This is a genomic window from Salmonella sp. 32020114201800008SM, assembly GCF_017572025.1.
GTDB classification, from domain to species: Bacteria; Pseudomonadota; Gammaproteobacteria; order Enterobacterales; family Enterobacteriaceae; genus Salmonella; species Salmonella enterica.
The window spans coordinates 1033402-1049142 of sequence record NZ_JAGEQM010000001.1 but is presented as its reverse complement, the minus strand read 5'-3'; the positions used below and the strand labels follow the sequence as shown (position 1 = coordinate 1049142).

General features: G+C 47.5%; 13 protein-coding genes. All 13 read left to right on the top strand.

The window, feature by feature from the left end; all coding sequences use genetic code 11:
- Positions 1-51 precede the first annotated feature (51 nt).
- The 13 genes from cpsG (at position 52) to J4613_RS05330 (ending at position 15739) form a co-directional block, all read left to right on the top strand.
- Positions 52-1422 carry a colanic acid biosynthesis phosphomannomutase CpsG gene (gene cpsG, locus J4613_RS05390; protein WP_111742302.1) on the top strand — a complete coding sequence of 457 codons (1371 nt, stop codon included), beginning with the start codon at positions 52-54 and terminating at the stop codon, positions 1420-1422.
- Positions 1423-1475: 53 nt separating this feature from the next.
- Positions 1476-2870 (top strand): undecaprenyl-phosphate glucose phosphotransferase, encoded by a 1395-nt coding sequence (gene wcaJ / locus J4613_RS05385; RefSeq protein ID WP_000183163.1) that lies wholly within the window; start codon positions 1476-1478, stop codon positions 2868-2870.
- Positions 2871-2971: 101 nt separating this feature from the next.
- The gene (gene wzxC, locus J4613_RS05380) at positions 2972-4450 is read left to right on the top strand and encodes a colanic acid undecaprenyl disphosphate flippase WzxC (RefSeq protein WP_111742303.1); all 1479 of its coding nucleotides are present in this window, start codon (positions 2972-2974) and stop codon (positions 4448-4450) included.
- 21 nt (positions 4451-4471) lie between these two features.
- Positions 4472-5752: a colanic acid biosynthesis pyruvyl transferase WcaK gene (wcaK, locus tag J4613_RS05375; protein ID WP_000770902.1), complete on the top strand. Its 1281-nt coding sequence runs from the start codon at positions 4472-4474 to the stop codon at positions 5750-5752.
- A complete protein-coding gene (gene wcaL / locus J4613_RS05370; protein WP_023228421.1) occupies positions 5749-6969 on the top strand; it encodes a colanic acid biosynthesis glycosyltransferase WcaL in 1221 nt (406 codons plus the stop codon). Before wcaK ends, wcaL begins: the two co-directional genes overlap by 4 nt.
- 10 nt (positions 6970-6979) lie before the next feature.
- Positions 6980-8383 carry a colanic acid biosynthesis protein WcaM gene (gene wcaM, locus J4613_RS05365; RefSeq protein ID WP_001111837.1) on the top strand — a complete coding sequence of 468 codons (1404 nt, stop codon included), beginning with the start codon at positions 6980-6982 and terminating at the stop codon, positions 8381-8383.
- A gap of 177 nt (positions 8384-8560) precedes the next feature.
- Positions 8561-9454 carry a GalU regulator GalF gene (gene galF, locus J4613_RS05360; protein WP_000981469.1) on the top strand — a complete coding sequence of 298 codons (894 nt, stop codon included), beginning with the start codon at positions 8561-8563 and terminating at the stop codon, positions 9452-9454.
- Between the two features lie 376 nt (positions 9455-9830).
- A complete protein-coding gene (gene rfbB, locus J4613_RS05355) occupies positions 9831-10916 on the top strand; it encodes a dTDP-glucose 4,6-dehydratase (protein ID WP_000697846.1) in 1086 nt (361 codons plus the stop codon).
- The gene (rfbD, locus tag J4613_RS05350) at positions 10916-11815 is read left to right on the top strand and encodes a dTDP-4-dehydrorhamnose reductase (RefSeq protein ID WP_111742304.1); all 900 of its coding nucleotides are present in this window, start codon (positions 10916-10918) and stop codon (positions 11813-11815) included. Before rfbB ends, rfbD begins: the two co-directional genes overlap by 1 nt.
- Before the next feature lie 47 nt (positions 11816-11862).
- A complete protein-coding gene (gene rfbA / locus J4613_RS05345) occupies positions 11863-12741 on the top strand; it encodes a glucose-1-phosphate thymidylyltransferase RfbA (protein WP_001612007.1) in 879 nt (292 codons plus the stop codon).
- Positions 12742-12745: 4 nt separating this feature from the next.
- The gene (gene rfbC, locus J4613_RS05340; RefSeq protein ID WP_111742305.1) at positions 12746-13285 is read left to right on the top strand and encodes a dTDP-4-dehydrorhamnose 3,5-epimerase; all 540 of its coding nucleotides are present in this window, start codon (positions 12746-12748) and stop codon (positions 13283-13285) included.
- 277 nt (positions 13286-13562) lie between these two features.
- Positions 13563-14663, top strand: coding sequence for a glycosyltransferase family 4 protein (locus J4613_RS05335; RefSeq protein ID WP_111742306.1), 1101 nt, complete (start codon positions 13563-13565; stop codon positions 14661-14663).
- Positions 14660-15739 carry an EpsG family protein gene (locus J4613_RS05330; protein ID WP_111742307.1) on the top strand — a complete coding sequence of 360 codons (1080 nt, stop codon included), beginning with the start codon at positions 14660-14662 and terminating at the stop codon, positions 15737-15739. The genes J4613_RS05335 and J4613_RS05330 overlap by 4 nt, the downstream gene beginning before the upstream one ends.
- Positions 15740-15741 lie beyond the last annotated feature (2 nt).

Here is a 15741-nt window from a genome sequence, read left to right as displayed (position 1 = left end):
TGTTGGCCATTTACGGTCAGGGCTAACTGTTGCCTGAAGAAGGGTAAGAACATGACAAAATTAACCTGTTTCAAGGCCTACGACATTCGCGGCAGGCTGGGCGAAGAGCTCAATGAAGATATCGCGTGGCGGATTGGCCGCGCTTACGGCGAATATTTAAAACCGAAAACCATCGTGCTGGGCGGCGACGTGCGCCTGACCAGCGAGGCGCTGAAGCTGGCGCTGGCGAAAGGGTTACAGGACGCGGGCGTCGACGTGCTGGATATCGGTATGTCCGGCACCGAAGAGATTTACTTCGCCACCTTCCACCTTGGCGTGGACGGCGGTATTGAGGTGACCGCCAGCCATAACCCGATGGACTACAACGGTATGAAGCTGGTACGCGAGGGCGCCCGCCCGATAAGCGGCGACACCGGTCTGCGCGACGTTCAGCGTCTGGCGGAAGCGGGCGATTTCCCGCCGGTGAACGAGGCCGCGCGCGGCAGCTACAGACAAATCAGCCTGCGCGACGCCTACATCGACCACCTGCTGGGGTATATCAGCGTCAGCAATCTCACCCCGCTGAAGCTGGTAGTGAATTCCGGCAACGGCGCGGCGGGGCCGGTCATTGACGCCATCGAAGCGCGCCTGAAGGCGCTGGGCGCGTCGGTGGAGTTCATCAAAATCCACAACACCCCGGACGGCACCTTCCCGAACGGCATTCCCAACCCGTTGCTGCCGGAGTGTCGCGACGACACCCGCAAGGCCGTTATTGAACACGGGGCGGACATGGGCATCGCCTTTGACGGCGACTTCGACCGCTGCTTCCTGTTCGATGAGAAAGGGCAGTTTATCGAGGGGTACTACATCGTCGGGCTGCTGGCGGAAGCGTTTCTGGAAAAACACCCGGGGGCGAAGATTATCCACGACCCGCGCCTGACCTGGAACACGGAGGCAGTGGTGACGGCGGCGGGCGGGACGCCGGTGATGTCAAAAACCGGGCACGCCTTTATCAAGGAGCGGATGCGTACGGAGGATGCCATTTATGGCGGGGAAATGAGCGCGCATCACTATTTCCGTGATTTTGCCTACTGCGACAGCGGGATGATCCCGTGGCTGCTGGTGGCGGAGCTGGTATGCCTGAAGGGGCAGTCGCTGGGTGAACTGGTCCGCGACCGGATGGCGGCGTTCCCGGCGAGCGGGGAAATCAACAGCAGGCTGGCGGAGCCGGCGGCAGCCATTGCGCGGGTGGAAGCGCACTTTGCGGAAGAGGCGCAGGCGGTGGATCGCACGGACGGTCTCAGCATGTCATTCCCGGACTGGCGTTTCAACCTGCGCTCGTCGAACACCGAACCGGTGGTGCGCCTGAATGTGGAATCACGCGGCGATATACCGCTGATGGAAGCGCGAACACGCACTCTGCTGGCGCTGCTGAATCAGTAACGTCAGATCTCCCCTTACCGCCTGCGGGTAAGGGGCCAATCACAGGAACAACGATGACAAATCTAAAAAAGCGCGAACGAGCCAAAACCAATGCATCGTTAATCTCTATGGTGCAACGCTTTTCAGATATCACCATCATGTTTGGCGGGCTGTGGTTCATCTGTGAAGTCAGTGGACTGCCATTCCTGTACATGCACCTGTTGGTGGCGCTGATTACGCTGGTTGTTTTTCAAATGCTGGGCGGGATGACCGATTTTTATCGCTCCTGGCGCGGCGTCAAAATGTCGACAGAGTTAACGCTGTTACTGCAAAACTGGACGCTGAGCCTGATCTTCAGCGCCGGTCTGGTGGCGTTTAATGATGACTTTGACAACCGCCTCGCCACCTGGCTGGCCTGGTATGCGTTGTCCAGCCTGGGCTTAGTGTTATGCCGTTCATTTATTCGTTTCGGCGCGGGCTGGCTACGCAATCGTGGTTATAACACTCGCCGGGTCGCTGTCGCCGGAGATTTGCCTGCGGGCCAGGCGTTGCTGGATAGCTTCCGTAATGAGCCGTGGCTGGGTTTTGAGGTGGTGGGCGTCTATCACGATCCTAAACCGGGCGGCGTCTCTGCTGACTGGGCCGGGAACTTCGAGCAGTTAATTGACGATGCGAAAGCCTCGCGAATTCACAATGTTTATATCGCCATGTCAATGAGCGACGGCGCCATGGTGAAAAAACTGGTGCGCGAGCTGGCCGACACCACCTGCTCGGTGATCCTTATTCCCGATGTGTTCACCTTTAATATTCTCCACTCGCGCGTGGAGGAGATGAGCGGCGTTCCGGTCGTTCCGCTGTATGACACGCCGCTATCAGGGATTAACCGTCTGCTTAAACGGGCAGAAGATATCGTGCTGGCGTCGCTGATTCTGCTGCTCATCTCACCGGTACTGTGCTGCATTGCGCTGGCGGTCAAATTGAGCTCGCCCGGGCCGGTGATTTTCCGTCAGACGCGCTACGGGATGGACGGCAAGCCGATCAAAGTCTGGAAGTTCCGCTCAATGAAGGTGATGGAGAACGATAAGGTCGTTACCCAGGCGACGCAAAACGATCCGCGCGTCACCCGGGTAGGTAACTTTTTGCGTCGTACCTCGCTGGATGAATTGCCGCAGTTTATCAACGTATTAACCGGCGGGATGTCCATCGTCGGTCCTCGCCCGCACGCGGTGGCGCATAACGAACAGTATCGTCAGTTGATTGAAGGTTACATGCTACGCCACAAGATGAAGCCGGGCATCACCGGCTGGGCGCAAATTAATGGCTGGCGCGGTGAGACCGATACGCTGGAGAAAATGGAAAAACGCGTGGAATTCGACCTGGAATACATCCGCGAATGGAGTATTTGGTTCGATATCAAAATCGTTTTTCTGACGATTTTTAAAGGGTTTGTTAATAAAGCGGCGTATTAAGAACCTGACCCACAAGGCTATTTTACTTGCCATATTGCACCAGGGCAGTGCTCAATCTGGCTGCGCCAATGACGCCTTGTGAACAGGTTCTGGAGAAAAGAATGAGTTTACGACAAAAAACGATCAGCGGCGCTAAATGGTCGGCTATCGCCACGATAGTGATTATCGGTCTGGGGTTAATTCAGATGACGGTGCTGGCGCGGATCATCGACAACCACCAGTTTGGCCTGTTGACCGTCTCGCTGGTGATTATCGCGCTGGCCGACACGATCTCGGACTTTGGCATCGCGAACTCGATTATCCAGCGTAAAACGATTGGGCATCTGGAGCTGACCACGCTTTACTGGCTAAACGTTGGGCTTGGGATTGTGGTATTTGCGGTGGTCTTTTGGCTGAGCGATGCGATTGCCCATGTTTTGCATAACCCGGATCTCGCGCCGTTAATCAAAACGTTGTCGCTGGCGTTCATCGTGATCCCTCACGGGCAGCAGTTCCGCGCGCTGATGCAAAAAGAGCTGGAGTTCAATAAGATCGGCATGATCGAAACGACCTCCGTGCTGGCGGGGTTCACCTTTACGGTGATTAGCGCCCATTACTGGCCGCTGGCGTTAACCGCGATTCTCGGCTATCTGGTGAACAGCGCGGTGCGAACGCTGCTGTTTGGTTACTTTGGCCGCAAGATTTACCGTCCGGGGCTGCATTTTTCGCTGGCATCGGTGTCCACGAACCTGCGTTTTGGCGCGTGGCTGACGGCGGACAGTATCGTCAATTACATCAACACGAATTTATCGACGCTGGTACTGGCGAGAATTCTCGGCGCAAGCGTCGCCGGGGGATATAACCTCGCGTACAACGTGGCGGTTGTGCCGCCGGCGAAGCTTAATCCCATCATTACTCGCGTGCTATTTCCGGCATTCGCCAAAATCCAGGACGATACCGAGAAGCTGCGCGTCAACTTCTATAAGTTGCTTTCCGTGGTGGGAATTATCAATTTTCCCGCGCTGTTGGGCCTGATGGTAGTGGCGAACAATTTTGTGCCGTTAGTGTTTGGCGAGAAGTGGAACAGCATTATCCCGATCCTGCAATTGCTGTGCGTGGTGGGGCTGTTGCGCTCGGTCGGCAACCCGATTGGTTCGCTGCTGATGGCAAAAGCGCGCGTGGATATCAGCTTTAAGTTCAACATCTTTAAAACGTTTCTGTTTATCCCGGCAATTCTCATTGGCGGCCATCTGGCGGGGGCGATTGGCGTGACGCTGGGGTTCCTGGTGGTGCAAATCATCAACACCATTCTGAGCTATTTCGTGATGATTAAGCCGGTACTCGGCTCCAGCTATCGTCAGTATATTCTCAGCCTGTGGCTACCGTTTTATCTCTCATTGCCAACATTTATTACCAGCTACGGCGCAGGAAAGCTGGTCGACGGTTATCTACCGTTGTCGGGGGTATTCGCACTACAGGTTATGGTCGGTATTTTGAGTTTTATTTTAATGATTATTTTTTCACGCAATGCGCTGGTGATGGAAATAAAAAATCAGCTTGTTGGCAGTGCAAAACTGAAAAAGTTATTACGTGTCGGATGACGGGGATATAAGAGGCTATTTATGAAATTATTAATTTTAGGCAACCACACATGCGGCAACCGTGGTGATAGTGCCATTATGCGCGGTTTGCTTGATGCCATCCGTCAACAGGCGCCAGAGGCGGAAATGGATGTAATGAGTCGTTTCCCGGTGAGTTCCGCCTGGTTGCAGGGGCGCCCGATTATTGCCGACCCGCTGTATCAGTTAAGCCAGAAACAGCAGGCGGCGGCAGGGCTTAACGGTCGGGTAAAAAAAGTATTACGCCGTCGTTTTCAGCATAAAATTTTATTGTCTAAAGTCGCCCAGGAAGGATCGCTGCGTAATTTTGCTATCGCGCCGGAATTTGCCGAATTCGCACAATTTATTGCGCAGTATGACGCCGTCATTCAGGTGGGCGGTTCAAACTATGTCGACTTATACGGTTTGACTCACTTTGAATATCCGCTGTGCGCGTTTATGGCGAACAAACCAATTTATATGGTGGGACATAGCGTCGGCCCTTTCCAGAACCCTGACTTTAACCAGCTCGCCAATTATGTTTTTGGGCGCACCAGTGCGCTGATCCTGCGTGAAACCGTCAGCCGCGATCTGATGACCGCCGCGCAGATCGATACCCGGAAAGTGGAGCAGGGGGTGGATACCGCCTGGTTAGTCGAACGCCGTCACGACGAGTTTGTCGCCAGTTATGCTGTGCAGCACTGGCTGGACGTCACCGCGCGCCGCAAAACCGTCGCGATTACGTTGCGCGATCTGGAGCCGTTTGATAAACGCCTGGGCACCACTCAGCAGGCCTATGAGCAGGCATTTGCCCAGGTCGTGAATCGCCTGATTGCGGACGGTTATCAGGTACTGGCGCTGTCAACCTGCACCAGTATCGATCGCTATAACCGCGATGACCGGATGGTTGCGTTACGGATGGCGAAGTATGTAAACGACTCAGAGCATTTCCATATCGCGATGGACGAACTCAATGACGTGGAAATCGGAAAGATCCTCGCCTCCTGCGTACTGACCATCGGGACGCGCCTGCATTCCGCCATTATCTCCATGAATTTTGGCACGCCCGCTATCGCCATTAATTATGAACATAAATCCGCCGGGATTATGCAGCAGCTAGGCCTGGCGGAATTGGCCATCGATATCCGTCACTTGCTGAACGGTTCATTACAAAGCGTGGTGGCCGATACGCTCAATCAATTGCCTGCGCTAAAGGCAAAAGTGGCTAACGCCGTCACCGAGGAGCGGGCGAAAGGGTTCACGATGATCAAATCCGTTCTCGACAGAATTCGGGAGGAACAATGAAAGTCAGCTTTTTTCTGCTGAAATTTCCACTCTCATCGGAAACCTTTGTGCTGAATCAGATTACTGCGTTTATTGATATGGGCCATGAGGTCGAGATTGTCGCGTTACAAAAAGGCGATACCCAACATACTCACGCCGCCTGGGAGAAGTATGGCCTGGCGGCGAAAACCCGCTGGTTACAGGATGAGCCCCAGGGACGGCTGGCGAAGCTGCGCTACCGGGCATGTAAAACGCTGCCGGGGCTGCATCGGGCGGCGACCTGGAAAGCGCTCAATTTTACCCGCTACGGCGATGAATCACGCAATTTGATCCTTTCCGCGATTTGCGCGCAGGCGGGCCAACCTTTTGTGGCGGATGTGTTCATCGCGCACTTTGGTCCGGCGGGCGTGACGGCGGCCAAACTGCGCGAACTGGGCGTGCTTCGCGGCAAAATCGCGACTATTTTCCACGGGATTGATATTTCCAGCCGCGAGGTGCTCAGTCATTACACGCCGGAGTATCAGCAGTTGTTTCGTCGTGGCGATCTGATGCTGCCCATCAGCGACCTGTGGGCTGGTCGCCTGAAAAGTATGGGCTGTCCGCCAGAGAAGATTGCCGTTTCGCGCATGGGCGTCGACATGACGCGTTTTACCCATCGTCCGGTGAAAGCGCCAGGGATGCCGCTGGAGATGATTTCCGTCGCGCGCCTGACTGAGAAAAAAGGCCTGCATGTGGCGATTGAAGCCTGTCGGCAACTGAAAGCGCAGGGCGTGGCGTTTCGCTACCGCATTCTGGGCATTGGCCCGTGGGAACGTCGGCTGCGCACGCTCATCGAGCAGTATCAGCTAGAGGATGTCATTGAGATGCCGGGGTTTAAACCGAGCCATGAAGTGAAGGCGATGCTGGATGACGCCGATGTTTTTTTGCTGCCGTCGATTACCGGTACGGATGGCGATATGGAAGGTATTCCGGTAGCGCTGATGGAGGCGATGGCGGTAGGGATTCCCGTGGTATCTACCGTGCATAGCGGTATTCCGGAACTGGTGGAGGCCGGCAAATCCGGCTGGCTGGTGCCGGAAAACGATGCGCAGGCGCTGGCGGCCCGACTCGCTGAGTTCAGCTGGATTGACCATGACACGCTGGAGTCGGTGATCACGCGCGCCCGTGAAAAAGTGGCGCAAGATTTTAATCAGCAGGCGATTAATCGCCAGTTAGCCAGCCTGCTACAAACGATATAAACGAGGTGGTATGCCCGCGACTAAATTCTCCCGACGTACCCTCCTGACGGCAGGTTCTGCGCTTGCTGTTCTTCCTTTTCTGCGCGCCTTGCCGGTACAGGCGCGTGAACCTCGCGAGACCGTCGATATTAAGGATTATCCGGCGGATGACGGTATCGCCTCGTTCAAACAGGCCTTCGCCGACGGACAGACCGTGGTCGTACCGCCAGGATGGGTGTGTGAAAATATCAATGCGGCGATAACGATTCCGGCGGGAAAAACGCTGCGGGTACAGGGCGCGGTGCGTGGGAATGGCCGGGGACGGTTTATTTTGCAGGACGGGTGTCAGGTGGTGGGGGAGCAGGGCGGCAGTCTGCACAATGTGACGCTGGATGTTCGCGGGTCGGACTGTGTGATTAAAGGCGTGGCGATGAGCGGCTTTGGCCCCGTCGCGCAAATTTTCATCGGTGGTAAGGAACCGCAGGTGATGCGTAATCTCATTATCGATGACATCACCGTTACCCACGCCAACTACGCCATTCTCCGCCAGGGATTTCATAACCAAATGGACGGCGCGCGGATTACGCATAGCCGCTTTAGCGATTTGCAGGGGGACGCCATTGAGTGGAATGTCGCGATTCACGACCGCGACATCCTGATTTCCGATCATGTCATCGAACGCATTGATTGTACCAATGGCAAAATCAACTGGGGGATCGGCATCGGGCTGGCGGGTAGCACCTATGACAACAGTTATCCTGAAGACCAGGCAGTAAAAAACTTTGTGGTGGCCAATATTACCGGATCTGATTGCCGACAGCTTGTGCACGTAGAAAATGGCAAACATTTCGTCATTCGCAATGTCAAAGCCAAAAACATCACGCCCGATTTCAGTAAAAATGCGGGTATTGATAACGCAACGATCGCAATTTATGGCTGTGATAATTTCGTCATTGATAATATTGATATGACGAATAGTGCCGGGATGCTCATCGGCTATGGCGTCGTTAAAGGAAAATACCTGTCAATTCCGCAAAACTTTAAATTAAACGCTATTCGGTTGGATAATCGCCAGGTTGCTTATAAATTACGCGGCATTCAAATTTCCTCCGGCAACGCCCCCTCTTTTGTCGCCATCACCAATGTACGGATGACGCGTGCTACGCTGGAACTGCATAATCAACCGCAGCACCTCTTTCTGCGTAATATCAACGTGATGCAAACTTCAGCGATTGGCCCGGCGTTAAAAATGCATTTCGATTTGCGTAAAGATGTCCGTGGTCAATTTATGGCCCGCCAGGACACGCTGCTTTCCCTCGCTAATGTTCATGCCATCAATGAAAACGGGCAGAGTTCCGTGGATATCGACAGGATTAATCACCAAACCGTGAATGTCGAAGCAGTGAATTTTTCGCTGCCGAAGCGGGGAGGGTAAGTACCGCTATTTTTACGAAAATTCCTGGGAAAAAGTTGTTCATACTTAATGTCATGGTGCCGACTAAGACGTAATGTAGAGCGTGCCATCATTATCCCTGGCAGCAGAGTAATTCATGCTGGCGAAAACAAGCTAAAGAGCTATAATTCAGCAACCATTTTACAGGTGGAAGAAACAATGATGAATTTGAAAGCAGTTATACCGGTAGCGGGGTTGGGTATGCATATGTTGCCTGCCACCAAGGCAATCCCAAAAGAGATGCTACCGATCGTCGACAAGCCAATGATTCAGTACATTGTCGATGAGATTGTGGCTGCAGGGATCAAAGAAATCGTGCTGGTGACTCACGCGTCTAAAAACGCCGTTGAGAACCACTTCGACACCTCTTATGAACTTGAATCACTTCTTGAGCAGCGCGTTAAGCGCCAGCTTTTGGCGGAAGTGCAATCTATCTGCCCACCGGGCGTGACGATTATGAACGTTCGCCAGGCGCAGCCGTTAGGGCTGGGGCACTCTATTCTGTGCGCGCGTCCGGTCGTGGGCGATAACCCTTTCATTGTGGTACTCCCGGATATTATTATCGATGATGCTACCGCCGATCCGCTGCGCTATAACCTTGCGGCGATGGTGGCGCGTTTCAATGAAACGGGTCGCAGCCAGGTGCTGGCGAAGCGCATGAAAGGTGATTTATCGGAGTATTCCGTTATCCAGACGAAAGAACCTCTGGATAATGAAGGCAAAGTCAGCCGGATTGTGGAGTTTATCGAAAAACCGGATCAGCCGCAGACGCTGGATTCCGATTTGATGGCGGTAGGCCGTTATGTGCTTTCAGCCGACATCTGGGCGGAACTGGAAAGAACCGAACCGGGCGCCTGGGGCCGCATCCAGCTCACCGATGCCATTGCTGAACTGGCGAAAAAACAGTCGGTTGACGCGATGCTAATGACGGGTGACAGCTATGACTGCGGTAAAAAAATGGGCTACATGCAGGCATTTGTGAAGTACGGGCTGCGCAACCTGAAAGAAGGAGCGAAGTTCCGTAAGAGCATAGAGCAGCTTCTGCATGAATAAGTATTAACAACCGTGATAAATGGTTGGTGATAAACATAATAACGGCAGTGAACATTCGAAGCGGCAAGTTGGCTGAAACGAGTGTTGACTGCCGTTTTAGTTTTGTATAAAGGGCTTAAGTAACAAGGGGTTATCTGGAGCATTTTAATGCTGATTTTATAAGATTAATCCTTGTTTCCGGATGCAATTAATAAGACAATTAGCGTTTAAGTTTTAGTGAGCTTTGCCCTGCTGGGCAAGGTTTGTAACAAGTCGATATGTATGCAGTGCACTGGTAGCTGATGAGCCAGGGGCGGTAGCGTGTGTAACGACTTGAGCAATTAATTTTTATTGGCAAATTAAATACCACATTAAATACGCCTTATGGAATAGAAAAGTGAAGATACTTATTACTGGCGGGGCAGGTTTTATTGGATCAGCTGTTGTCCGCCATATTATTAAGAATACACAGGACACTGTAGTTAATATTGATAAATTAACCTACGCCGGTAATCTTGAATCCCTTTCTGATATTTCTGAAAGTAATCGCTACAATTTTGAACACGCGGATATTTGTGATTCCGCTGAAATAACGCGTATTTTTGAGCAGTACCAGCCGGACGCGGTGATGCATTTGGCTGCGGAAAGTCATGTGGACCGTTCGATTACCGGGCCGGCAGCATTTATTGAAACCAATATCGTCGGCACCTATGTACTTCTTGAAGTTGCGCGTAAATACTGGTCTGCGCTTGGCGAAGATAAAAAAAATAATTTCCGTTTTCATCATATTTCCACTGATGAAGTTTACGGCGATTTACCGCATCCTGATGAAGTTGAAAACAGCGTTACGCTGCCGTTATTTACTGAAACGACGGCATATGCGCCAAGTAGCCCCTATTCTGCGTCAAAAGCATCCAGCGATCATTTAGTCCGTGCCTGGCGGCGTACCTATGGTCTACCAACGATCGTTACCAATTGTTCTAATAACTATGGCCCTTATCACTTCCCTGAAAAACTGATTCCGTTGGTCATTTTGAACGCACTGGAAGGAAAGCCTTTGCCAATTTATGGCAAAGGGGATCAGATTCGCGATTGGCTATATGTAGAAGATCACGCTCGCGCGCTTCATATGGTAGTGACTGAAGGCAAGGCAGGGGAGACTTATAACATTGGTGGACACAATGAGAAGAAAAATCTCGATGTGGTATTTACCATCTGTGATCTGCTGGATGAAATTGTACCCAAAGCGACTTCTTATCGTGAACAAATCACTTATGTCGCGGATCGTCCGGGCCATGATCGTCGTTATGCCATTGATGCAGGTAAAATTAGCCGCGAATTAGGCTGGAAACCGCTGGAGACCTTTGAAAGCGGTATTCGTAAAACAGTGGAATGGTACCTTGCAAATACTCAATGGGTAAACAATGTTAAAAGTGGGGCGTATCAGAGTTGGATAGAACAGAACTATGAAGGACGCCAGTAATGAATATCTTACTTTTTGGTAAGACAGGGCAAGTAGGCTGGGAGTTGCAACGTTCTCTGGCACCAGTAGGGAATCTGATTGCCCTGGATGTCCATTCAAAAGAGTTTTGCGGTGATTTTAGTAATCCGAAAGGCGTTGCCGAAACCGTTCGTAAGCTTCGTCCCGATGTGATTGTTAACGCAGCCGCACATACTGCAGTAGATAAAGCAGAGTCTGAACCAGAACTGGCGCAGTTACTTAACGCCACCAGTGTGGAAGCCATCGCTAAAGCGGCCAACGAAACTGGCGCATGGGTAGTGCATTATTCAACCGACTATGTATTTCCTGGTACCGGCGATATCCCATGGCAGGAAACGGACGCTACGTCGCCGCTGAATGTCTATGGCAAAACCAAACTGGCGGGAGAAAAGGCCCTGCAGGATAACTGCCCTAAGCACCTTATCTTCCGCACCAGTTGGGTTTATGCAGGTAAGGGCAATAATTTCGCAAAGACAATGCTTCGTCTGGCGAAAGAGCGTCAGACACTTTCAGTCATTAACGATCAGTACGGTGCGCCAACCGGTGCGGAATTACTGGCTGACTGCACGGCCCATGCGATCCGTGTGGTGTTAAATAAACCAGAAGTTGCAGGTCTTTACCATCTGGTTGCCGGGGGAACCACAACCTGGCATGACTACGCGGCCTTAGTCTTTGACGAGGCGCGCAAAGCAGGGATAACGCTTGCGCTGACTGAGCTTAATGCTGTGCCGACCAGCGCCTACCCGACGCCGGCGAGCAGACCTGGCAATTCGCGTCTCAATACTGAAAAGTTTCAGCGTAATTTTGGCCTTATTCTGCCGCAATGGGAATTAGGAGTTAAGCGCATGCTGACTGAAATGTTTACGACGACAACCATCTGATAAATTTAAATGCCCATCAGGGCATTTTCTATGAATGAGAAATGGAAATGAAAACGCGTAAGGGCATTATTTTAGCGGGGGGCTCCGGCACCCGTCTTTATCCGGTGACCATGGCGGTAAGTAAGCAATTGCTACCAATTTATGATAAACCGATGATTTACTATCCCCTTTCCACGCTTATGCTGGCAGGCATTCGGGATATCCTGATCATCAGTACGCCACAGGACACGCCGCGTTTTCAACAACTACTGGGAGACGGCAGCCAGTGGGGGCTGAATCTTCAATATAAAGTACAGCCAAGCCCGGATGGCTTAGCACAGGCGTTTATTATTGGTGAAGAGTTCATTGGTAATGATGATTGTGCATTAGTACTAGGTGACAATATCTTCTATGGTCATGATTTACCAAAGTTAATGGAAGCTGCCGTTAATAAAGAAAGTGGTGCTACCGTCTTTGCTTATCATGTAAACGATCCGGAGCGCTACGGTGTGGTTGAGTTTGACCAAAGTGGCACAGCCGTTAGTCTGGAGGAAAAACCGTTACAACCGAAGAGTAATTACGCGGTAACGGGGCTGTATTTTTATGATAATAGCGTGGTGGAGATGGCGAAAAATCTTAAGCCTTCCGCTCGCGGTGAGTTAGAAATCACGGATATTAACCGTATCTATATGGATCAGGGAAGATTGTCTGTCGCTATGATGGGGCGCGGTTATGCCTGGCTGGATACAGGGACGCATCAGAGTTTGATAGAGGCCAGTAATTTTATTGCAACCATCGAAGAACGCCAGGGACTAAAAGTGTCCTGCCCGGAAGAAATCGCTTATAGAAAAGGGTTTATTGATGCGGAGCAGATTAAAAATCTGGCTAAACCGTTGTCGAAGAATGCTTATGGGCAGTATCTCCTGAACATGATTAAAGGTTATTAATAAAATGAACGTTATTAAAACAGAAATTCCTGATGTATTAATTTTTGAACCTAAAGTGTTTAGTGATGAACGTGGGTTCTTTATGGAAAGTTTTAATCAGAAAGTATTTGAGGAAGCGGTTGGTCGAAAGATTGAATTTGTTCAGGATAATCATTCAAAATCAACTAAAGGTGTGTTACGTGGTTTACATTATCAAGTTGAACCTTATGCTCAAGGGAAGCTTGTACGCTGTATAGCAGGAGAAGTTTTTGATGTTGCCGTAGATATACGCAAAGATTCCGAAACATTTGGTAAATGGGTTGGTGTCAATATTTCTTCTGAAAACAAAAGGCAGTTGTGGATACCTGAAGGTTTTGCTCATGGTTTTCTTGTTTTAAGCGATAGTGCAGATTTTCTTTATAAAACTTCGAATTATTACTCTCCTATCCATGAAAGAGGTATCGTTTGGAACGATCCAACGATAAACATTAATTGGCCGATTAATATTGATAAAATACTATCGGAAAAAGACACTATTTTACCAAAATTTATCAATGTTGCGTAATAAGTAGAATGATAATAATTTATCATTAAATTATTACAAATGTTTTATTAAAGTATTTTAGGGAGATTATAGACGCAATCTATTTTGAAATTGCTCAATTGAGTTTCTTGTTTTAATATACAACGCTATATTTTATTAGGTATATGATTGTAATATTTTCAACTCAGCAATCATTTTTTATGAGTCATTATGACCATGCCTATCAATAATAATAAGTTATTCTATATGATGTTGGAGCAAGGTTGATTCATCTTTATTTTAAAGAGATAGTATATTTATGTATAAAACACTTGTGATTACTACAGCTCCAGTTTTTCCAACAAATAATGGATATAAAAGTTCGGTTTTAGGTCGGTTGGATGAAATGGTAGCGCTTGGAAATAAAATTATATTAGTAGAGCTAAACTTTGAAAATAGCATCAACAAAAATGATGAGGTAATTTCCGAACGCTTTCAGAGAATTAAACGATACAAAATTCGATGTAATAAAAGGACGGTTGTGCATGAAATAAAATCATTACTTAATATTAAAACTCGACATGAACAATTATTTTCAGATAAAAACATCCGCAATAGAATAGAAGATATTCTTGAAATTGAAAAGCCATCAATAGTTGTTGTAGAATCATTATGGGCATTACATGCTTTACCTCGTGATGTTAAGGGGGAAGTTCGTTGTGTTATACATGATGTAGCTATTGATTTTTTTAGAGAAATGTTTAAATCCCAAAGGGGAATGTTAAGGAGATTGTGTTATCTTAATGACTATATTAAATTGCAATTTACAGAAGTTAATATTTTAAATCGTGTAAAAATTGATGAGTTTGTTTTTTTAACTGAAGAAGACAAAGAGTGGTACCAAGATAAATATAATATCAAGCAACTTTGTTCTCTCGCCTCTAATCATCTATATGTTGAAAAAATTGAAAGAAAAATAAATCATAAGACTCCATTTCTATTAATTCCAGGAAGTATAGAGTTTGCTCAAAATTATCATGGACTAAACTGGTTTGTTAAAAATATATATCCTCACCTTAATAAAAAAATAAAAGTAATAGTAACAGGTAAAGCATCTCAAGAAAAAATAAAGATGTTAAAGGTTAGAGGTGAGATATATTTTTCTGGAGAGTTGGATGTTATTGAATTTAACGAGCTTTGTTCTGCATGTTTAGGTGTTATTGCTCCTATAACAACGGGTACAGGGATTAAAATTAAGATTCTTGAGGCCGTGCAAAAAGGAATCCCTGTAGTAACAACCAAGTTTGCATCAAAGGGAATAGACTCTTTATTATGTTTTTATGGGGACGATAATAAGGATTCAACATTTATAAGAGAAATTAATAACTTTTTAGAGCGTACTCTAAGTGATTCAGTATGAATATATTATTTTTTTTGCTTCTAAGTGTTGGGCTATTATTTTCCCTCGCATATACTAAAAAAAATAAAAATATAAATGATAGTATCATGTTTATGCTTGTCGTCCTGATGATATTAATGTCAGGCCTTAGAGTTAATGATAGTGATTATCTTGAGTATAATAAAATGTATAATGAAGTTCCTTCATTATACAATTTTACGTTATCTGCGATAAAAGATATTCATGGAGAGATTGGCTATCTTTTCCTTTCATCTTTTTTTAAAACATTTGATCTACCGTTTCAGTTTTTTTTATTCTTTATAGCATCGTTATCTTTGATGTTTACTTATTTTTCTTTTAAAAAAGCAAGTATTATACCAATATTATCTCTAGTCTTTTATTTAAGTCATGCTTTTATTGTTAGGGATATGATACAAATAAGAGCTGGATTAGCTGTGAGTATGTCTCTATACACAATTGTGACATATAAGAAGAATCGAAATGTGATCACAGGGATACTGCTTGCATCGCTGATTCATTCTGGAGCAATTATAATTGCTATTTGCTACCCATTTGTAAGAAAAAGATATTTATCGTTAAAAAAAATATTTTCTCTTTTTCTGGTTGCCTTAATATTTTCTTATTTACATGGGCTCGACTTTATATTAAATACCCTTATTCATTATAATCTTCTGCCAGATGCTGTTGCAAATTATATTGGGTGGGAAGAATATGATTATAGAATTAATATTTTCACTAATCCAGTGTTTATTAAAGGGGTAATGATAGTTTTTTTAATGAAAAAATATATTAAAATAAATATAAATAATGAAAAGGATAAGGTGGTTATATTATATAATTTATATGTTTTAGGTGTTTTAGCAATGGTTGGGTTAAGTGAGATGGCTATACTTTCAGGACGTCTCTCATCATTTTTAACACTAGGTGAAAGCATATTAATCGTATATTGTATTTTTTATAAAAGAAATATCTCGGTAGGTTTTGTTTTCTTTTTATTATTAACTTTCATACAAATGGGATATGATTTGTTAATTTCAAACGTACATCCGAAACTCTCTCTTTTTATATTTGGATAAAG